Source organism: Streptomyces sp. NPDC034084 (genome assembly GCF_055575535.1).
Genome location: NZ_JBVISK010000007.1, coordinates 309,569 through 326,576 on the forward strand (window position 1 = coordinate 309,569; position 17,008 = coordinate 326,576).

21 protein-coding genes are annotated in these 17,008 nt (G+C 73.3%); 13 read left to right on the forward strand and 8 right to left on the reverse strand.

The features are described 5' to 3' along the window. The first annotated feature begins 104 nt into the window (after positions 1 to 104). The 3 genes from ACZ51I_RS26240 (at position 105) to ACZ51I_RS26250 (ending at position 1,447) form a co-directional block, all read left to right on the forward strand. Complete coding sequence (locus ACZ51I_RS26240) at positions 105 to 674, forward strand: NUDIX domain-containing protein (RefSeq protein ID WP_468880299.1); 570 nt, start codon at positions 105 to 107, stop codon at positions 672 to 674. 63 nt (positions 675 to 737) lie between these two features. Then, the gene (locus ACZ51I_RS26245; RefSeq protein WP_468880301.1) at positions 738 to 1,133 is read left to right on the forward strand and encodes a YidH family protein; all 396 of its coding nucleotides are present in this window, start codon (positions 738 to 740) and stop codon (positions 1,131 to 1,133) included. After that, entirely contained in the window at positions 1,130 to 1,447 is a 318-nt protein-coding gene (locus tag ACZ51I_RS26250; RefSeq protein WP_468880303.1) for a DUF202 domain-containing protein, read from the forward strand. The genes ACZ51I_RS26245 and ACZ51I_RS26250 overlap by 4 nt, the downstream gene beginning before the upstream one ends. Before the next feature lie 7 nt (positions 1,448 to 1,454). On the opposite strand, the gene ACZ51I_RS26255 is transcribed toward ACZ51I_RS26250, so the two are convergent. Together ACZ51I_RS26255 and ACZ51I_RS26260 are read right to left on the reverse strand one after the other, a co-directional pair. Continuing rightward, positions 1,455 to 2,390: an NADP-dependent oxidoreductase gene (locus tag ACZ51I_RS26255; protein WP_468880306.1), complete on the reverse strand. Its 936-nt coding sequence runs from the start codon at positions 2,388 to 2,390 to the stop codon at positions 1,455 to 1,457. A 46-nt stretch (positions 2,391 to 2,436) separates the two neighbouring features. Beyond that, the gene (locus ACZ51I_RS26260; RefSeq protein ID WP_468880309.1) at positions 2,437 to 3,072 is read right to left on the reverse strand and encodes an NADPH-dependent F420 reductase; all 636 of its coding nucleotides are present in this window, start codon (positions 3,070 to 3,072) and stop codon (positions 2,437 to 2,439) included. 70 nt (positions 3,073 to 3,142) lie between these two features. On the opposite strand from ACZ51I_RS26260, the gene ACZ51I_RS26265 reads away from it, so the two are divergent. The 3 genes from ACZ51I_RS26265 to ACZ51I_RS26275 all read left to right on the forward strand — a co-directional run bounded on the left by ACZ51I_RS26265 (position 3,143) and on the right by ACZ51I_RS26275 (position 5,273). Next, positions 3,143 to 3,502 (forward strand): winged helix-turn-helix transcriptional regulator, encoded by a 360-nt coding sequence (locus tag ACZ51I_RS26265; protein WP_468880312.1) that lies wholly within the window; start codon positions 3,143 to 3,145, stop codon positions 3,500 to 3,502. A 79-nt stretch (positions 3,503 to 3,581) separates the two neighbouring features. Further along, the gene (locus tag ACZ51I_RS26270; RefSeq protein WP_468880314.1) at positions 3,582 to 4,493 is read left to right on the forward strand and encodes an MBL fold metallo-hydrolase; all 912 of its coding nucleotides are present in this window, start codon (positions 3,582 to 3,584) and stop codon (positions 4,491 to 4,493) included. 267 nt (positions 4,494 to 4,760) lie between these two features. Beyond that, a complete protein-coding gene (locus ACZ51I_RS26275) occupies positions 4,761 to 5,273 on the forward strand; it encodes a hypothetical protein (RefSeq protein ID WP_468880316.1) in 513 nt (170 codons plus the stop codon). Positions 5,274 to 5,349: 76 nt separating this feature from the next. Here the strand turns inward: ACZ51I_RS26275 and ACZ51I_RS26280 are convergent, their stop codons facing one another. After that, complete coding sequence (locus ACZ51I_RS26280; protein WP_468880318.1) at positions 5,350 to 6,615, reverse strand: enolase C-terminal domain-like protein; 1,266 nt, start codon at positions 6,613 to 6,615, stop codon at positions 5,350 to 5,352. Positions 6,616 to 6,748: 133 nt separating this feature from the next. Here ACZ51I_RS26280 and ACZ51I_RS26285 point away from each other — a divergent pair, with 133 nt between their 5' ends. Together ACZ51I_RS26285 and ACZ51I_RS26290 are read left to right on the forward strand one after the other, a co-directional pair. Next, positions 6,749 to 7,768 carry a phosphotransferase family protein gene (locus tag ACZ51I_RS26285; protein WP_468880321.1) on the forward strand — a complete coding sequence of 340 codons (1,020 nt, stop codon included), beginning with the start codon at positions 6,749 to 6,751 and terminating at the stop codon, positions 7,766 to 7,768. A gap of 6 nt (positions 7,769 to 7,774) precedes the next feature. Next, entirely contained in the window at positions 7,775 to 8,989 is a 1,215-nt protein-coding gene (locus ACZ51I_RS26290; protein WP_468880323.1) for an acyl-CoA dehydrogenase family protein, read from the forward strand. Positions 8,990 to 8,996: 7 nt separating this feature from the next. Here ACZ51I_RS26290 and ACZ51I_RS26295 read toward each other — a convergent pair whose 3' ends face one another. Together ACZ51I_RS26295 and ACZ51I_RS26300 are read right to left on the reverse strand one after the other, a co-directional pair. Then, entirely contained in the window at positions 8,997 to 9,590 is a 594-nt protein-coding gene (locus ACZ51I_RS26295) for a TetR/AcrR family transcriptional regulator (RefSeq protein ID WP_468880326.1), read from the reverse strand. Positions 9,591 to 9,669: 79 nt separating this feature from the next. Then, the gene (locus ACZ51I_RS26300) at positions 9,670 to 10,452 is read right to left on the reverse strand and encodes an SDR family oxidoreductase (RefSeq protein WP_468880328.1); all 783 of its coding nucleotides are present in this window, start codon (positions 10,450 to 10,452) and stop codon (positions 9,670 to 9,672) included. 155 nt (positions 10,453 to 10,607) lie between these two features. Here ACZ51I_RS26300 and ACZ51I_RS26305 point away from each other — a divergent pair, with 155 nt between their 5' ends. From ACZ51I_RS26305 to ACZ51I_RS26320, 4 genes are all read left to right on the forward strand, one after another. After that, the gene (locus tag ACZ51I_RS26305) at positions 10,608 to 11,852 is read left to right on the forward strand and encodes an exo-beta-N-acetylmuramidase NamZ family protein (RefSeq protein ID WP_468880330.1); all 1,245 of its coding nucleotides are present in this window, start codon (positions 10,608 to 10,610) and stop codon (positions 11,850 to 11,852) included. Positions 11,853 to 11,960: 108 nt separating this feature from the next. After that, entirely contained in the window at positions 11,961 to 13,298 is a 1,338-nt protein-coding gene (locus ACZ51I_RS26310) for an erythromycin esterase family protein (protein WP_468880333.1), read from the forward strand. Between the two features lie 267 nt (positions 13,299 to 13,565). Continuing rightward, positions 13,566 to 14,180 carry a hypothetical protein gene (locus tag ACZ51I_RS26315; RefSeq protein WP_468880336.1) on the forward strand — a complete coding sequence of 205 codons (615 nt, stop codon included), beginning with the start codon at positions 13,566 to 13,568 and terminating at the stop codon, positions 14,178 to 14,180. Positions 14,181 to 14,197: 17 nt separating this feature from the next. Further along, positions 14,198 to 14,926 carry a 3-keto-5-aminohexanoate cleavage protein gene (locus ACZ51I_RS26320; protein ID WP_468880544.1) on the forward strand — a complete coding sequence of 243 codons (729 nt, stop codon included), beginning with the start codon at positions 14,198 to 14,200 and terminating at the stop codon, positions 14,924 to 14,926. A gap of 6 nt (positions 14,927 to 14,932) precedes the next feature. Here ACZ51I_RS26320 and soxR read toward each other — a convergent pair whose 3' ends face one another. Continuing rightward, the gene (soxR, locus tag ACZ51I_RS26325; protein WP_468880338.1) at positions 14,933 to 15,412 is read right to left on the reverse strand and encodes a redox-sensitive transcriptional activator SoxR; all 480 of its coding nucleotides are present in this window, start codon (positions 15,410 to 15,412) and stop codon (positions 14,933 to 14,935) included. Positions 15,413 to 15,531: 119 nt separating this feature from the next. Here soxR and ACZ51I_RS26330 point away from each other — a divergent pair, with 119 nt between their 5' ends. Further along, a complete protein-coding gene (locus ACZ51I_RS26330; RefSeq protein ID WP_150159851.1) occupies positions 15,532 to 15,993 on the forward strand; it encodes a MaoC family dehydratase in 462 nt (153 codons plus the stop codon). Here ACZ51I_RS26330 and ACZ51I_RS26335 read toward each other — a convergent pair. Then, positions 15,984 to 16,610, reverse strand: a complete 627-nt coding sequence (locus ACZ51I_RS26335; protein ID WP_468880342.1) for a TetR/AcrR family transcriptional regulator — start codon at positions 16,608 to 16,610, stop codon at positions 15,984 to 15,986. The two genes, ACZ51I_RS26330 and ACZ51I_RS26335, sit on opposite strands and share 10 nt — an antisense overlap. Before the next feature lie 72 nt (positions 16,611 to 16,682). Then, positions 16,683 to 16,970 carry a YiaA/YiaB family inner membrane protein gene (locus ACZ51I_RS26340; RefSeq protein WP_468880344.1) on the reverse strand — a complete coding sequence of 96 codons (288 nt, stop codon included), beginning with the start codon at positions 16,968 to 16,970 and terminating at the stop codon, positions 16,683 to 16,685. Between the last annotated feature and the right edge of the window lie 38 nt (positions 16,971 to 17,008).

Below are 17,008 nucleotides of genomic sequence, written 5' to 3' on the forward strand. Positions count from 1 at the left end.
TCGAGTCAACCGTCCGGAGCTCCGAAGAACCCCGGCATGCCCTGCTCGCCGATGGGCCGGGTCGGCGAGGCCGACGGGATCGGGGGCAGTGATTTCATGGCGCCATGAGCGCTGCTGACGAGATCCTCGACGTCGTCGACGAGCAGGACCGGGTGATCGGACAGGCCCCGCGCGGTGAGGTGTACGCGCGGGGCCTGATCCACCGGTGCGTCTTCATCCGGGTCCGGGACGCGGAGGGCAGGGTCTTCGTCCACCGCAGGACGCCGACGAAGCTGGTCTTCCCCTCGATGTACGACATGTTCGTCGGCGGGGTCGTCGGCGCGGGCGAGTCCTACGACGAGGCGGCGCTGCGGGAGGCCGAGGAGGAGCTCGGGGTCTCCGGGCTGCCCCGCCCCGAGCCGGTGCTGCGGTTCCTGTACGACTCCGGGGGCGTGGCCGGCAAATGGTGGTCGGCGGTCTACGAGGTCCGCTGCGAACTGCCGGTCAGCCCGCAGGTGGAGGAGGTCGCCTGGCACGGCTTCCTCACGGACGCGGAGCTGGAGGAGCGCCTCGGCGTCTGGCAATGGGTGCCGGACGGCCTCGCCGCGTACGAACGGCTGCGGGCGGACGGTCAGCGCACGGACGGGGAGCGCACCGACGGAGACCGGGCGGACGGGGAGCAGGCGGAGGGATAGCGGGCGGACGGGCGGCGGGCCGGGTATCCGTCGGGCCCAGCACCCGGCGGCTAGGGTGCACGGGTGAGCGATTTCGTGCAGAGCCTGCGGCTGTGGTTCGCGCCGCAGCGGATCCGGGACGAGGGCGAGACCCCCGACTACCGCTTCTCCCTCGCCAACGAACGGACCTTCCTGGCCTGGATCCGGACCGCGCTCGCCCTGGTCGGCGGCGGTTTCGCCGTCGACCAGTTCCTGCCGGACCTGCGCTGGGGCGTGCGCGTCGGGCTCGCGCTCGCGTTGCTCGCGGCGGGGGTGCTGTGCGCCCTGCGGGCGGTGAACCACTGGGTGCGCTGCGAGCGCGCGATGCGGCGCGGCGAGGACCTGCCGGTGTCCCGGTTCCCGGCGGTGCTCAGCTTCGCGGTGGCCGCGGTGGCGCTCGCGATGGTGGTGCTCGTGGTCTTCGGCTGGGCCGGGCGGTGAGCTCGGCCGCCGAGGCCCGGGATCCGGGGCTCCAGCCGGAGCGGACCCGGCTCGCGTGGCGGCGTACGACCCTGTCGTGCACGGTCGTCGCGGTGCTCGCCGTGAAGCTGACCGTCAGCGACGAGATCACGTCGAGGGGACTGACCGGGCTCGCGCTCTCGTCCCTGGTGTGGGTCGCCTTCCTGGCCGTGGCCCATCGCCGGATCCGCTCCCTGGGCGCGGCCCGGCCGCTCGCGCTGTCCCGGCGGGGCGCGCTGCTCTCGGCCGTGTGCACGATCGCGCTCGCCGTCTTCGGGGCGGCCGTGATCTGGTGAGACCGCGCTACGGGACGGTCACCACGACCTTGCCGTTCAGGCCGCCCGCCGCGTTGGCGCGCTGGGCCTCGGCCGCCTGTTCCAGGGGGAACGCCCTGGCCACCCGTACGGTGAGGACGCCCGCGTCGGCCAGGTCGGCGAGAGCCGCGAGGTCGGCGGCGTCGGGTCGGACCCAGAAGTAGCGGCCGCCGAGGGCGAGCACCTCGCCGTCGGCGATCGAGGCCAGCCGCCCGCGCGGGGAGAGGAGGCGGGCGGAGAGCTTGAGGAAGGGGCCCCCGATGGTGTCGAGGACGGCGTCGACGCCCTCCGGGGCGAGGGCGCGGACCTGGTCGGTGAACGTCTCCTCGTCGTAGCGGACGGGCTCGGCGCCGAGCTCCGCGACCCGCTGGAGGCCCGCCTCCCTGGCCGCGCCGATGACCCGGCAGCCGAGGTGCCGGGCGATCTGCACGGCCATGGACCCGACCCCGCCGGCCGCCGCGTGCACGAGGACCGTGTCGCCGGGGCGCACCGCGAGCGCCTGGCCCTGGCGGAGCACCTGGTACGCGGTGAGGCCGGCGAGCGGGAGGGCCGCGGCCTCCTCGAATCCGAGGGTGCGGGGCTTGCGGGCGAGGGTGCGGGCGGGGGCGGCGACGTACTCGGCGAAGGTGCCCCGGGAGAGGAAGTCCTCGCGGACGTACCCCATGACCTCGTCGCCCACGGAGAACTCGGGGACGGAGACGCCGAGCCGGACCACGACGCCGGAGACGTCCCAGCCGGGGATCACCGGGAAGACGGCGTCCAGCATGCCGTCGAGGTATCCGGCCTGGCACTTCCAGTCGACGGGGTTGACGGCGGCCGCCCGCACCTCGACCAGGACCGCGTCCGGTCCGATCTTGGGCTCGGGCAGCTCGCCGTACTCCAGGACCTCGGGGCCGCCGTACCGGCGGTAGCTGATCGCCTTCATACCCCCGACCCTCGGTGCGGCCGGGCCGGCCCGCAAGCGGGGGGCGTCAGCCGCCGAGTGCCTCCGGCGGCGGGAGCATGGCGCGCGGGTCGCGGCCCGAGGTCCAGAGGCCGATGAGGAACGCGGTGGCCGCCTCCAGGAGGTCCGCGTGGGCCAGCGGGCCGGCGACGAAGGGGGCGCAGCCCAGGTCGGCGGCGAGCGTGGCGACGAACGCGAGGGCCTCCTCGTCGTCCCCGCAGAGGGGGACGGCGAGCGGTCCGTCGGCGAAGACGGGCGGGGTACGGCTCCACACGGCCGGCGTCACGTGGTTGAAGGCCTTGACCACCCGGGCGCCCGTGGCGGCGGCGAGCGTGCGGGCCGCGCCGGGGCCCGCGCCTGTGGTGAGGACCGGTCCGGGGCCGACCGCGTTGGTGCAGTCGATCAGGATCCGTCCGCCGTACGAGTCGGCGGGGCCCGCCGTCCCGAGGGCCGGCAGGACCGCGTCGTACGGCAGGGCGAGAAGGCTCGCCTCGCCGAAGCGGGCCGCCTCGGCGAGGGTGCCCGGCCTGGCTCCCGTGCTCGCGGCGAGCGCGGCGGTCCGTTCCGCGTCCCGGCCACCGACGAGCACCTCGTGGCCGGCCCTGACCCATCCTCCGCCGAGGGCCCGGGCCATCGCTCCCGTACCCAGTACTCCCACCCGCATGGGGCGTCCTCCCTCACGTACCGTTGTGCGTGCTGACATGAACGACCGTAGGCGGGGGGCGACTTACCGAATGGTTCCCGACCGGGTCCTCGCGGACTGCCGGGCGCGGCTCGGCTTCGACCTGCTCGCGAACACCTGGAACGGGGTCGTCGTGTACGCGCTCGCGGACGGGCCGCGCCGGCCCGGCGAGCTGCGGACGGCGATCGGCGGGATCAGCGCGAAGGTGCTGACGGAGACCCTGCGGCGCCTGGAGGGGTACGCGCTGGTGGAGCGACGGGCGTACGAGGAGACGCCGCCCCGGGTCGAGTACGCGCTGACCCCGCTGGGGCGTTCGCTGCTCGGGCCGATCGAGGCGCTGGGGCGCTGGTCGGCGGAGTACGGGGACGCGTTCGTGGCGGCGCAGGGCTGGGACGGAGACGAGGCGGACTGAGGAGTTCCGGGTTTTCGGCGGTGGGCGGCGGCTGGCACTCTTCCCCTGTCCAGTCGGGCTCTCATCCGGGGGAATCCCTTTGTCTGCCACAGATCCCTATGTGGTCACGCTCGCTCCGCACGTGCACGCCTTCGTCCAGCCCGACGGGGGCTGGTGCCTGAACAACGCCGGGTTCATCGGCGACGCGGACGAGTCGCTGCTCGTCGACACCGCCGCCACCGAGCGCCGGGCGCGGCTGCTGCGCGAGGCGGTGCTCGCCGAGGGGCTGGCTCCGCCGCGGACCATCGTCTCCACCCACCACCACGGCGACCACACCTACGGCAACGGGGTGTTCGCCCCGGAGGCGCGGATCGTGGGGCACGAGAACTGCCGGTCCGAGCAGCTCGCGGCCGGGCACCAGCTCCATCTGCTGTGGCCCCGGACCGACTTCGGCCGGGTCGAGATCCTGCCGCCCTCCGTCACGTACAGCGAGCGGCTCACGCTGTACGTCGGCGGGATCGAGGTGCGGCTGCTGCACCCGGGCGCCGCGCACACCACGGGCGACTCGATCGTCCATCTCCCCGCGCAGGGCGTGGTGTTCACCGGGGATCTGGTCTTCCACGGCGGGACGCCGTTCCTGCCGATGGGTTCGCTCGCCGGTTCGCTGCGCGCGCTGGAGCTGCTGCGCTCGCTCGACGCACCGACGGTCGTACCGGGGCACGGGCGGGTGACCGACCCCTCGGCGTACGACACCACGGAGCGGTACCTGCTGTGGGTGCGGGAGCTGGCCGAGGAGGGGTACGCGAAGGGGATGACGCCGCTGGAGACGGCGCGGCGGGCGGAGCTCGGGGAGTTCGCCGCGTGGCGGGAGAGCGAGCGGCTCGTGGCGAACCTGCACCGGGCGTACGCGGAGCTGGAGGGGCTCCCCGAGGGGTCGCCGCTGGATCCGGTGACGGTGTTCGGGGACATGGCGGCGATGAACGGCGGGGTGCCGGTGGCCTGTCACGCGTAGCCGGGTCCGAATCGACAGGTCCGGTGGGGAGCGAGACGATGGAAACACGTGAGGTCCCTCAGGGCCGCTACGGATGGGGTGGCAGCCGTAGGAGGACGGGACCGTGGACGGTCCCCCTCAGGAGACTCCTCAGTGGACCGCCTCCTCGGGGTGAAGCCGGCAGGCGTTGTGGAGACGCGGTTGCCCGGTGCACCGCTGTTCCCATCCGTGGGTTCATCCTCTCGGGCTCGTGCCCGAAGCGCGGGCCCGCCACCGGAGGGAAGAGAAGTGAACAGAAAAATCCGCGCGGCCGTGCTGGCTCCGCTGACGATCTCCTCGTTGCTCCTCGGTTCCGTGGCGCTCACCATGAGTTCCGCACAGGCGGCTCCGTCGGCCACGTGCACGGTGAAGGAGAGCAAGACGGCAGGCAAGTTCGACGTCTCGGGCAAGGGCTGGAAGCCCGGGAAGACGGTCTTCCTCGAGAGCAACAACACCCACACCGCGAGTCTGAAGGTGAATGCCGGCGGCGGGTTCGCGATCTCGGACTTCTTCCCCGCGGGCACGGTCACGGCACTCCAGTCCGGTGTTCCCGAGACCACCTGCGGCACGGTCAAGGAGAGCCAGCAGAAGGACGCCCAGGACCAGTACCGCATGGGCTACCGGCAGGGTGTCGCCGACACCAAGCAGGACTGCAAGAAGGAACCGCCCAAGCAGGGGGCGGTCGCGCTGGACCCGAACTACGAGAAGGGCTACAACGCGGGAGCGGCGGCCATCCTGGCGTCGGCCCTCTGCAAGAAGTAGATCCGGACGTGAGGTCCGGGCCGGACGCCGCTCCGACCCGGCCTGACGTCTGCCCGCCCACGGCTGTGGGCGGGGGCTACCAGCGGCCCGGAGTCCAGTCCGGATGCACCGCGCGCATCGCCGACGCGTCGTCGCGGTCCCGGTACGTGCCGTCGTCCTCCTGCCAGCGGGCGTGCAGGGCCGCCAGGGCCTCGCGGTCCAGTTCGACGCCGAGGCCGGGGGCGTCCGAGACCGTGAGGCGGCCCGCCCGGAAGACGGGCCGGGGGGTGACGACGTCCTCCGTCTGCCACGGGTAGTGGGTGTCGCAGGCGTGGTGGAGCCCCGGCAGGGTGGCGGCGACCTGGGTCATGGCGGCGAGGCTGATGCCCAGGTGGGTGTTGGAATGCATGGAGAGGCCGACGCCGAACGTGCGGCAGAGCGCGGCCAGTTCGCGGGTGCGGTGGAGGCCGCCCCAGTAGTGGTGGTCGCACAGGACGATCCGTACCGCGTCCCTGGCGAAGGCCTCCGGGACCTCCTCGAAGGTGGTGACGCACATGTTCGTGGCGAGCGGCACGTCGGTGCGGGCGGCGACCTCGGCCATGGCGGCGGTGCCGCTCGCCGGGTCCTCCAGGTACTCCAGGACGTCCTTCAGTTCGCGCGCGACGGCGAGCGAGGTCTCCACGGACCAGGCGCCGTTGGGGTCGAGACGGAGCGGACGGCCGGGGAAGGCCCCGGCGAGCGCCCGGATCGCGGCGATCTCCCGCTCGGGCTCGAACACACCGCCCTTGAGCTTGAAGGAGCGGAAGCCGTACTCCCGGTCGAAGCGGCGGGCCTGCGCCACGATCCCGGCGGGGTCGAGGGCCGCGCCCCAGTCGTCCGTACCGGCCCACTTGTAGAAGAGGTACGCGCTGTACTCGACCTCGTCGCGGACCTTTCCGCCGAGGAGGGCGTGGACGGGCAGGCCGAGGGTCCTGCCGAGCGCGTCCAGACAGGCGGTCTCGAAGGCGGAGACCACGGAGAGGCGGAGCTTCTCGGCGGTACGGACCCCGCGCAGGCCCGCGGCGTCGACGGCCGAGTCCGTGCGGGGGGCGGACGCGCTTCCGGTCTCCTTCGCCAGGGCGAAGAGGGCGTTCACCTCCGTGATCGAGCGACCCGGCAGCGTCTCGGCCAGCCCCCGGGCGACGTCCAGGTAGACGCCGTCGCCGTAGGTCTCGCCGAGCCCGCTCACCCCTCCCCCGGTGATCACCTCGACCACCAGCCGGGGCGTGAAGGGCTGATGGACCCCCTGGGTGTTGAGGAGGGGCGGGTCGGAGATGAGGATCGGGGTGAGCCGGACTTCGTCGACGATCAGCTTCGCATCCATATGTGAACCATATTCAGGCATGCGATCTGCCACCAGAGCGCGTGACGCGCTTTCCCGCCCGCCCCTCTGGACGACATACCGACTGGTCGGTCATCATGAATGCCGACCGAAGCCGATCCGGAGGTACGCACGTATGAGTTCCGCCCCGCCAGGACTCGACCCCGAGCAGCTGCGCCGATTCCTCGACCGCGAGCGGCCCGGTCTGGTGTCCGGCCCCCTCGACGCCCGGCTGATCGAGGGCGGCCGGTCGAACCTGACGTACGTCGTGACCGACGGCACGGGCCGCTGGGTGGTCCGCCGGCCCCCGCTCGGGCACGTGCTCGCCACCGCCCACGACATGCGGCGCGAGCACCGCGTCATCAGCGCCCTGCACACGACGGACGTGCCCGTCCCCGGCACGGTCCTGCTCTGCGAGGACGAGTCGGTGCTCGGCGCGCCGTTCTACGTCATGGAGTTCGTCGAGGGCACGCCGTACCGCTCGGCCCGTCAGCTCGCCCCGCTCGGCCCCGAACGCACCCGCGCCGCCCTCCTCGGCCTGGTCGACACCCTCGTCGACCTGCACGCCGTCGACCCGGAGGCGGTGGGGCTCGGGGACTTCGGGCGTCCAGAGGGCTTCCTCGACCGGCAGCTCCGCCGCTGGGGCAAGCAGCTCGACGCCTCGCGCGGCCGTGAACTCTCCGGGATCGACGAGCTGCACGCCGCTCTCGGCCGATCGCTGCCCGCGTCTCCCGCGCCGACGGTGATCCACGGCGACTACCGGCTCGACAACGTCCTCGTCGGCGAGGACGACCGGATCCGGGCCGTCCTCGACTGGGAGATGTCCACCCTCGGCGACCCGCTCACCGACCTCGGCCTCCTCGTCATGTACAGCACGCCGCTCGACCTGCCGAACTCCCCCATCTCCACGACCGCCACGGCTCCCGGGCACCCGAGCGCCGCCGAGCTCGTCGAGCGGTACGCCGCCCGCTCGGGCCGCGACACCTCCGGGCTCGCCTGGTACACGGCCTTCGCCTGGTTCAAGCTCGCCGTGATCCTGGAGGGCATCCACTACCGGTGGACCCTCGGGCAGACGGTCGGCGCCGGCTTCGACCGCATCGGCGAACTCGTCCCCGTCTTCATCGAGCACGGCCTCACCACCCTTCAGGAAGGCTGATCCGTCATGGACTTCGCGTTCGACGCCCGCACCGAGGAACTGCGGGCGAAACTCCTCGCCTTCATGGACGAGCACGTCTACCCGGCCGAGGCCGTCGCCGAGGAGCAGCGTGCGCGGCTCGCCTCCCCCTGGGACTCGCCGCCGGTGGTGGAGGACCTCAAGGCGGAGGCCAAGCGGCAGGGCCTGTGGAACCTCTTCCTCCCCGACGAGGAGTACGGGGCGGGGCTCACCAACCTCCAGTACGCGCCGCTCGCCGAGATCACCGGCCGCAGCCCGCACCTCGCCCCGACCGCCCTCAACTGCGCCGCCCCGGACACCGGGAACATGGAGCTGCTCGCCCAGTTCGGCGACGAGGCGCAGAAGAAGCAGTGGCTGGAGCCGCTCCTCGCGGGCGAGATCCGCTCGGCCTTCGCCATGACCGAGCCCGAGGTCGCCTCCTCCGACGCGACCAACATCGAGACCCGGATCCGGCGGGACGGCGACCAGTACGTCGTCGACGGCCGCAAGTGGTACATCTCCGGGGCGATGAACCCCGACTGCCGGATCTTCATCGTGATGGGCAAGACCGACCCCGACGGGCCGGACGTCCGCCGCCGGCAGTCGATGATCCTCGTGCCGCGCGACACCCCGGGCGTCGAGGTCCGGCGCGCGATGCGGGTGTACGGGTACGAGGACCACTACCACGGCGGCCACGCCGAGGTGCTCTTCGACGGGGTCCGGGTCCCGGCCGCGAACATCGTCGGCGAGGAGGGCGGCGGCTTCGCCATCGCGCAGGCCCGGCTCGGCCCCGGCCGCATCCACCACTGCATGCGGCTCATCGGCATGGCGGAGCGGGCGGTCGAGCTGATGTGCCGGCGCGCCGTCTCCCGTACCGCCTTCGGCAAGACGCTCGCCCAGCAGGGCGTCGTGCAGAACTGGATCGCCGACGCCCGGGTCACCATCGAGCAGTTGCGGCTCCTCGTCCTCAAGACGGCCTGGCTCATGGACACCGTGGGCAACCGGGGTGCGCACACCGAGATCCAGGCCATCAAGATCGCGACCCCGCGCGCCGTCGTCGACATCATCGACAAGGCCGTGCAGGCGCACGGGGCGGGCGGGGTGTCGCAGGACTTCCCGCTGGCCGAACTGTGGGCGGCGGCGCGGACGCTGAAGCTGGCGGACGGCCCGGACGAGGTGCACCAGAGGTCGCTGGCGCGCCAGGAGCTGAAGAAGTACCTGTAGCGGCCGCTTACGGCCGGAGCGCGCGGAGCAGGAGGTCGGCCAGGTGGCCGGCCACCTGCCCGGGGGTGAGCGGGCCGTCCGGGCGGTACCACGTGGACAGGTGGTGCACCGAGCCGAAGTGGTAGTCCACGACCAGGTCGGCGGGGGTGGCGGTGGAGAACACCCCGGCCCGCTGGCCCTCTTCGACCAGGGCCCGGAAGCGCTCGTGGTAGCGGCGCCGCTCGGACCGCACCTGCTTGTTCTTCTCGGGGCTCAGATGGTGCATGGAGCGGAAGAAGATGGCGGCGTCGTCGAGGTTCTCGATGGTGGTGACCACGACGTCGGCGGCGGCGGAGCGCAGCCGGTCCTCGATGGGCGCGTCGGCGTCCGCGTAGGCGTCGAGCCGCTCCTGCTGGAGGCGCAGCACCCGGGAGTAGACCTCCTGGAGGAGGTCCTCCTTGGAGCCGAAGTAGTGGTAGAGCGCGCCCTTGGTGACCCCCGCGGCCTCGACGATCTCCTGGACGGAGGTGCGGTCGTAGCCCTGCTCCGCGAAGAGCCGGGTGGCGGCGGCGAGGAGCCTCTGGGGGACCGGGGTGCCGCTCCCGTCCGTCGTCCTGGCCATGCTCCGCCGCCTTCCTTGGTGATCGTTTTTCGGTCACGGGAACGCGATCCCGCCCGTAGATCTTCCCATCCGCCGCGGGTCACGGCTGACGGGTCCCCGTCTCCCAGGTCCGCTGGACGTGGTTCATCGTGCCGAGCCACCGCTCGGGGTCGGTGGCGCGGTTGCGGTAGTAGCCGGCGACCTCGGGGTGGGGCAGGACGAGGAAGCGGTCGGCGCCGATGGCGTCGAGGAGGGCGTCGGCGACGTCCTCGGGCTCGATGGCGGTGGGGGCGAGGACGAGGTCGCCGGCGGATCCGGCGGCGGTGAGCATGTCCGTACGGACGCCCTGCGGGCAGATGGCGTGGACCTTGAGGCCGCGGTGGCGGTAGGTGAGGGAGAGCCATTCGGCGAAGGCGTACGCACCGTGCTTGGAGACGCTGTACGGCGCCGCGCCGATCATGGTGAGCAGTCCGGCGGCGGAGACGGTGGAGACGAAGCGGCCGCTGCCGCGCTCCAGCCACTCCGGGAGGAGGGCGCGGGCCGCGCGGACGTGGGCCATGACGTTGACGTCCCAGGCGGCGGCCCAGACGTCCTCGTCGGCGAAGGCGTCGCCGGGCGAGGAGAGTCCGGCGTTCGCGCACCAGACGTCGACGGTGCCGCCGAGGGCCTCACGGGCCTCGTCGACGACGGCGGAGGCGTCGCCGGGGACGGGAACGGCGCCGATCTCCTCGGCGACGGCCTTGGTGCGTCCGGGGTCGAGGTCGTTGACGACGACCCTGGCCCCTTCGGCGGCGAAGCGGCGGGCGAGGGCGGCGCCGATGCCGCCGCCCGCGCCGGTGACGACGACGCCGGCGCCCTGGAGTTCGTTCGTGTCCGCTGTCATGGACCCACCTCTCGGCTGTGACGACGCGCTGGGAAGACCGGCACAGACTAACCGGTCGGTATGGAGCGGCGGAAGACCCGTTCCGCACGCCTCGTTCCCCGGAGCGGTCAGGGGCGCTAGCGTGCGTGGCCATGTCACTCCGAGGGAGGTCCCGCATGAGCCCGTCGCGACGGAGTCTGCTGGCCGCCGGAGGCGCCCTGGGAGCGGTGGCGGCCACCGCCGCCGTGCCCGCCGCCGCGGCGCCCGGTCACGGCCGCGTGTGGACCGGCTTCGAGCGGCTCGCCGCCAACGGGTACGCGCGCCTCGCGGGCGAACGGGTCGGCGTCGTCACCAACCCGACCGGCGTCACCCGGGACGCGCGCCACATCGTCGACGTCATGCACGCCGACGGGCGGGTGGACCTGGTCGCCGTCTTCGGCCCCGAGCACGGCTTCCGGGGCACCGCCCAGGCGGGCGGCTCCGAGGGGCGGTACGACGATCCGGCGACCGGACTGCCCGTCTACGACACGTACCTGAAGAGCGGGCAGCAGCTCGCGGACGTCTTCACCGCCTCCGGGGTCGACAGCGTCGTCTTCGACATCCAGGACGTCGGCGCCCGCTTCTACACGTACATCTGGACCCTGTACGACTGCATGGCGGCCGCCGCCCTCGCCGGGAAGCGGTTCGTGGTCCTGGACCGGCCCAACCCGGTGACCGGGCGGGCGGCGCTCGGCCCCGTCCTCGACCGGGCGTTCGCGACGTTCGTCGGGCGGGAGCCGATCGCGCAGGCGCACGGCATGACGGTGGCCGAGCTGGCCGGCCTCTTCAACGCCGAGTTCCTGACCACGCCCGTCGCCCTGGACACCGTACGGATGACGGGATGGCGACGGTCGGAGTTCTTCGACGCCACCGGACTGCCGTGGGTGCCGCCCAGCCCGAACATGCCGACGCCGGAGACCGCGCTCGTCTACTCCGGCACCTGTCTGTTCGAGGGTACGAACCTCTCCGAGGGCCGGGGCACCACCCGCCCCTTCGAACTCCTCGGCGCCGAGGGGATCGACCGGCGGTGGGCGGAGGCGGCGAACGCCCTCGGACTGCCCGGGGTCCGGTTCCGCGAGGCCTACTTCGCGCCGACCTTCTCCAAGTTCCAGGGGAAGACGGTGGGCGGGGTGCAGCTGCACGTCCACGACCCCGAGAGCTTCGACCCGGTACGGACGGGGATCGGGCTCCTGGTCACCGCCCGGAGCTCGTGGTCCGGCTTCGCCTGGCGACCGGACCACTGGATCGACAAGCTGACCGGTTCGGCCCGGGTGCGGACCCTGATCGACGCGGGCGCGGGCGTGGACGAGGTCGTCGGCGCGTGGGAGCCGGACCTGGCGGCCTTCCGGGCGGTGCGCGAGGAGTACCTGCTGTACCGCTGAGGGCGTGACCACCGGACCGCCGTCCCCGGACAGGGGTGGGGGTTACCCCCGTCCGGGACGGGGGCGGGCGGGATGTTCCCCGGGCGCCCCCGCGACCACGCTGGCTCCATGAACCTCTCCTTACGACGCCGTCGCCTGCCGCTCGTCGGGCTCCTCCTCGCCGCCTGCCTGGGCTCCCTCGCCCCCGCCGCGGGGGCCGCCGCGGCCCCGCCCGGCCCCGACCCCGCGCGGGAACTCGCCCGCTCCGCCCGGCCCCTGACCGATCTGCGCCCGCTCGACCGGATGATCGGCTCGGCCACGGTCGTCGGTCTCGGCGAGGCCACCCACAGCTCGGCCGAGTTCTTCGCCGCGAAGCACCGGATCTTCGAACACCTCGTGGAGTCACGGGGCTTCACCACCTTCGCCCTGGAGGCCAACTGGTCCACCGGGCTCCTCGTCGACGCGTGGGTCCGCACCGGGCACGGCGACATCCGGGCGATCATGCGGGACGAGTTCCAGGAGTCGTACCGCCTCTGGAACACCGAGGAGTACCTCGACCTCTTCCGGTGGATGCGGCGGCACAACCAGCTCCACCCCGGACACCAGGTCCGCTTCATGGGCAACGACCTCGGCTACGCCGGCCCGAACCTCTTCGACGCCGTCACCTCGTACGTCGCCCGCGTGCGTCCGGCTCTCCTCCCCCGCTTCCGGGAGCTGTACCGGGACTCCCGGCCCACGGGCGGGGTGGAGGCCTGGATGAAGGGGTACATGGAGCGGCCGCGCGCCGAGCGGCAGCGGCTGGCGGCCGACGTGAACCGCGCCCTCGCCCTCCTGGAGCGGCAGAGCCCCGGCAGGGCCCCCGGAGCGCGGGAGGCGCACCTCTGGGCGGTGCAGCACGCGCGTGCGATCGCCCAGGTCGGCACCGAGTACGCCCACGACCTGACGACGCCGGAGGGGGTCGCCGCGGCGATGCTCTACCGCGACCGGATCATGGCGGAGAACACCGTGTGGTGGCAGCGCCGGACCGGCGACCGGATGGTGCTCTCCGCGCACAACGGGCACGTGGGCTACGAGACGCCCGACCCGGGGCAGTACCCGCGGCCCCAGGGCGCCTTCCTGCGGGACGCCCTCGGCCGGGACTACGTGAGCGTGGGCGCCTCCTTCGGCCAGGGCTCCTTCAACGCGCACGACACCGGCGCCCCCGGCGAGCCGATCCGGGCGTTCACCGTCGCGCCGCTCGGCCCCGACAGCAGCGCCCACACCCTGGACCAGGTCGCGCCCGGCCCCTTCTACCTGGACATGAGGCGTACGGCTCCGGCCGCGCGGGACTGGCTGGGGGTGCCCCGGCCGGCGCGGCACATCGGGACGGCGTTCCCCTGGCCGGGCGCCCTTGCGCCCGTGCGGCTCTCCACCGCGTACGACCTGCTGATCCACTTCCCGCGGATCTCGGCGGCACGGCTGCGCTGACACGCCGTCGCACGTCTGGACGGCGCCCGTGGACGTGGCCGACGTGGTCCGCTCGCACGGCGACATCCGCCGCCCCGAACCGGCCCGGCTGGTGGTGTCGGCGGCCCGGGCCGGCCGCTGAACCCCACCGGACGCCCTGGTTCCGGTGGGTGACGGACGCCTCGTCGAGCCCGCTGATGGCTGCCATCGGGATTTCGATGGAACACGGCGGCGCTCCCGTTCGTCCCTCTGATAGCGCGGAAGGACCAGCGGCGGAGGTGGCGAAGCATGGCCGGTTTCCGGAGTCTCGCGAGACAGGTGCGCGATCCGGGGTACGACACGGCGTTGCGCAGGTACTCGCTGCGCAAGTGTCTGGAGAGGTTCGCGCCCTACGGACACCGCGCGACCTGGGACCATCTGTGCCGCAGGCACAGGTTCGGTCCCGAGGACCGGGAGCTCGACCCCGGGCGCCTCGTGGCGGCGCTCGACGAGTTGGAGGAGGCGCGGGCCGTGTGGCTCGCGTACGAGGAGCGGTTCGCCGCCCGGCGGCGGCGCGAGAAGCACAGGGGGCTGCGCGGGCTCGGCGCTCTCGACGACTGGCACCGGCGCGTCTGGGGCGGGAACGGCGTGGTCCGCTGCGGTGACCCGGCGGTGCACCCCTCGGACCCGCTGCCGGAGGTGCTGCGGCGGCTGATCACCGCCCTGGAGCGGGGGCCGGGCGAGGCGTGTCCGGTCTGCGCGGGGCCGCGGATCGAGTGGGCGGGACCGGGTCACGCGTCCGAGCCGTGGCTCGGTCCGGTGTGCGGGGACTGCGGGGTGGGCGTCCCGCGGGCGGTACTGACCTCGGGAGCGCTGGCCCGGGCGCGCGGGTCCCGGCGCCTGCCGCTGGCCTCGGCGGCGTGAGGAGCGCCTCCCGCGCGCTGCTCCAGGTGTGCCTCAACGGCTCGCGTGGGCCCGGGGATTCGGCGGCGGTCCCGATGTCACCGGAGTCCCTCGGGGAGTCGGCGGCGCGGGCGGTGGCGGCCGGGGCCGGGGAGGTGCGGGTGCACCCCCGCACGCCGTGCGGCGGCACGTCCCTCTCGCCCCGCGTGCTCACGCCGGTCCTGACGGAGATCCGGGCGGCCGTCGGGGCGGCGGCCGGTGGCACGGTCCGCGTGACGACGGCGGCCTCCGCCGAGCCCGATCCGGACCGCCGCACGGAGCGGATCCGCTCCTGGGAAGCGCTCCCGGACCGGGTGACGGTCGACTGGCACGAGCCGGGCGCCGAGGAGGTGGCGGCGGCGCTCCTGGAACGCGGGATCGCGGTCGAGGCCGCGCTGTGGTGGGGCACGGACGGCCCGGACCGTTTCGCGCGCTCGCCGCTGGCGCCGGAGGTGGGGCGGGTCCTCGCGAAGGCCGTGGCCACGGGCCCGGCCGGCGACCCCGTGGCCACGGCCCGCGCCCTGCTCGCGGCGCTCACCGTCCCGCCGGGGGTCCCGGTGCTGCTCCACGGCGAGGAGGGCGGCGCCTGGCCGGTGCTGCGGCTCGCCCGCCGGCTCGGGCTCGACGCCCGGATCGGCCTGGAGGACACCCTGCTCCTGCCGGACGGCACGGCGGCGCGCTCCAACGCCCACCTGGTGAAGGCGGCGGTCGCGCACGTGCGGCCGTGAGGTGCCCTACTCCGTGGGCTCTGCCGCCGGACTGCGCACCGGGAGGAGGCGGGAGCCCGCCATCCGCTCCCCGAAGCGGTCGTCGGGGTTGGACAGGACGCAGGTCTCCAGGGACAGGCAGCCGCAGCCGATGCAGTCCGTCAGATGGTCGCGGAGCCGGCCCAGCTGCCTGATGCGCTCGTCGAGTTCGGTGCGCCAGGCCGCGGAGAGCCGGGCCCAGTCCTCGTTCGTGGGCGTGCGCTCCTCAGGGAGCTGGGCGAGGGCCTCCCGGATGGTGGCCAGGGGGATCCCGACCCGCTGGGCGGCCCGGACGAAGGCGACCCGGCGGAGCGTGTCGCGGCCGTAGCGGCGCTGGTTGCCGCTGGTGCGGCGGCTGCTGATGAGCCCCTTCGCCTCGTAGAAGTGCAGGGCGGAGACGGCGGCCCCGCTACGGGCGGAGAGCTGGCCGACGGTGAGTTCATGGATCTTCTCTGGAATCTGCGGCACCCGGCGAACCCTACTGGCCCGGGGTCGGCGGCCGTTGACAGCGGCCCTCGCACCCCACATGCTGAGCAAGCGCTTAGATACCGACCATCAGGTATGCCGTACCAGAAGGGACGAGGAACATGGCCGAGCCGAGGATCTTCACCTCCGCCGAGGAGCTGCGCGCGGGCGTGGGCGAACAGCTGGGGCACAGCGACTGGGTGGAGATCGACCAGAAGCGGATCGACCTCTTCGCGGAGGCGACCGGGGACCACCAGTGGATCCACGTGGACCCGGAGCGCGCCGCCGCGGGTCCGTTCGGCACGACGATCGCCCACGGCTATCTGACGCTGTCGCTGCTGCCGCTGTTCGTCCCGCAGGTGCTGCGGGTCGAGGGCATGAAGATGGGCCTCAACTACGGGACGGAGAAGGTGCGTTTCCCCGCCCCGGTCCCGGTCGGCTCGCGGCTGCGCGCCACCGCCGTGCTCACGAAGGTCGAGGAGGCGGGCGGCGGCGTGCAGGTGACGGCGGCGGTGACCGTGGAACGCGAGGGCTCCGAGAAGCCGGTGTGCGTGGCCGAGTCGGTCTCGCGCTACTACTTCTGAGCGCCGACCATCCTGAGGACGAGGTCGGCGTAGAGCGCGCCGACCTCGTCGGGCGTCCGGCGGCCCTGCGCGTTGAACCAGCGCGAGACGTCGATGCAGAGGGAGAGCACGGCCACCGTGGTGCCGGGCACGTCCGGCACCACGAACTCGCCCGCCGCCACGCCCTCGTCGATGATGCGGCGGATCGCCGCGTCGGACTCGCGGCGCAGTTCCACGATCTCGGCCCGGTGCTCGGGGCCGAGGGCGTCGAGCTCGTACTGGACGACGCGCGCGGTCGTGTGGCGCTCGGCGTGCCAGCGGACGAAGGAGCGGACGGCGTCGGCGAGACGCTCGGCGGCGGTGCCCTCGCCGTCGGCCGCGGCCCGGAGGATCTCCAGGGCCCGGTCGTGACCGATGCGGCTGATCCGGTGGAGCAGCTCTTCCTTGGTCTTGTAGTGGATGTAGAGCGCGGCGGGACTCATCCCGGCGCGGCCCGCGATGTCCCGGGTGGTGGTGGCGTGGTACCCGCGCTCGGCGAACGCCTCGACGGCGGCCACGAGCAGCCGCCGGGCCGCCTCGGGCGTGACCTCGCCCCAGGGCACGTCCTCGCCCCCGGGCGTCTCCTCCGCCGCGCTCATCCCACACCCCTTCTCGGACCCCGTCAGGACGAACACCATACAACGAGGGTGAGCAAGCGCTTAGTGTCGGATCTAGAGCTTCTGGAAGGGGTCGTGCTCGGCGAGGAGCTTCTCCAGGCGGGCCTGGTCGACCCGGCTGACGATCTGGCCGGCCTCCTGGCGGTCGCGGACGACCTTGGCGAGGGTGAAGGCCGAGGTCGTGAGGTAGAGGACGGAGATGGCGAGGAAGGCCCGCACCCAGGCGCTGGCGTCGAGCTGGAAGACGCCGATGCCGACGGCCGCGATCGCGATCCCGAAGGAGATGACGGCCTGCAGGTAGTAGGCCGCGGTGTTCTGCTGCTTGACCGGTGTGTCGCTCATGCCGCACAGCATCGGACGGATGTGGCGGGCACCACATC

Excerpts from the sequence above, each read along its gene's own strand:
- ACZ51I_RS26285 (WP_468880321.1), top strand. The coding sequence starts at position 6,749 with ATGAGTTCCGCCCCGCCAGGACTCGACCCCGAGCAGCTGCGCCGATTC.
- ACZ51I_RS26290 (WP_468880323.1), top strand. The coding sequence starts at position 7,775 with ATGGACTTCGCGTTCGACGCCCGCACCGAGGAACTGCGGGCGAAACTC.
- ACZ51I_RS26295 (WP_468880326.1), bottom strand. The coding sequence starts at position 9,590 with ATGGCCAGGACGACGGACGGGAGCGGCACCCCGGTCCCCCAGAGGCTC.
- ACZ51I_RS26310 (WP_468880333.1), top strand. The coding sequence starts at position 11,961 with ATGAACCTCTCCTTACGACGCCGTCGCCTGCCGCTCGTCGGGCTCCTC.
- ACZ51I_RS26300 (WP_468880328.1), bottom strand. The coding sequence starts at position 10,452 with ATGACAGCGGACACGAACGAACTCCAGGGCGCCGGCGTCGTCGTCACC.
- ACZ51I_RS26240 (WP_468880299.1), top strand. The coding sequence starts at position 105 with ATGAGCGCTGCTGACGAGATCCTCGACGTCGTCGACGAGCAGGACCGG.
- ACZ51I_RS26305 (WP_468880330.1), top strand. The coding sequence starts at position 10,608 with ATGAGCCCGTCGCGACGGAGTCTGCTGGCCGCCGGAGGCGCCCTGGGA.
- ACZ51I_RS26340 (WP_468880344.1), bottom strand. The coding sequence starts at position 16,970 with ATGAGCGACACACCGGTCAAGCAGCAGAACACCGCGGCCTACTACCTG.
- ACZ51I_RS26265 (WP_468880312.1), top strand. The coding sequence starts at position 3,143 with ATGGTTCCCGACCGGGTCCTCGCGGACTGCCGGGCGCGGCTCGGCTTC.
- ACZ51I_RS26315 (WP_468880336.1), top strand. The coding sequence starts at position 13,566 with ATGGCCGGTTTCCGGAGTCTCGCGAGACAGGTGCGCGATCCGGGGTAC.
- ACZ51I_RS26280 (WP_468880318.1), bottom strand. The coding sequence starts at position 6,615 with ATGGATGCGAAGCTGATCGTCGACGAAGTCCGGCTCACCCCGATCCTC.
- ACZ51I_RS26260 (WP_468880309.1), bottom strand. The coding sequence starts at position 3,072 with ATGCGGGTGGGAGTACTGGGTACGGGAGCGATGGCCCGGGCCCTCGGC.
- ACZ51I_RS26335 (WP_468880342.1), bottom strand. The coding sequence starts at position 16,610 with ATGAGCGCGGCGGAGGAGACGCCCGGGGGCGAGGACGTGCCCTGGGGC.
- ACZ51I_RS26330 (WP_150159851.1), top strand. The coding sequence starts at position 15,532 with ATGGCCGAGCCGAGGATCTTCACCTCCGCCGAGGAGCTGCGCGCGGGC.
- ACZ51I_RS26255 (WP_468880306.1), bottom strand. The coding sequence starts at position 2,390 with ATGAAGGCGATCAGCTACCGCCGGTACGGCGGCCCCGAGGTCCTGGAG.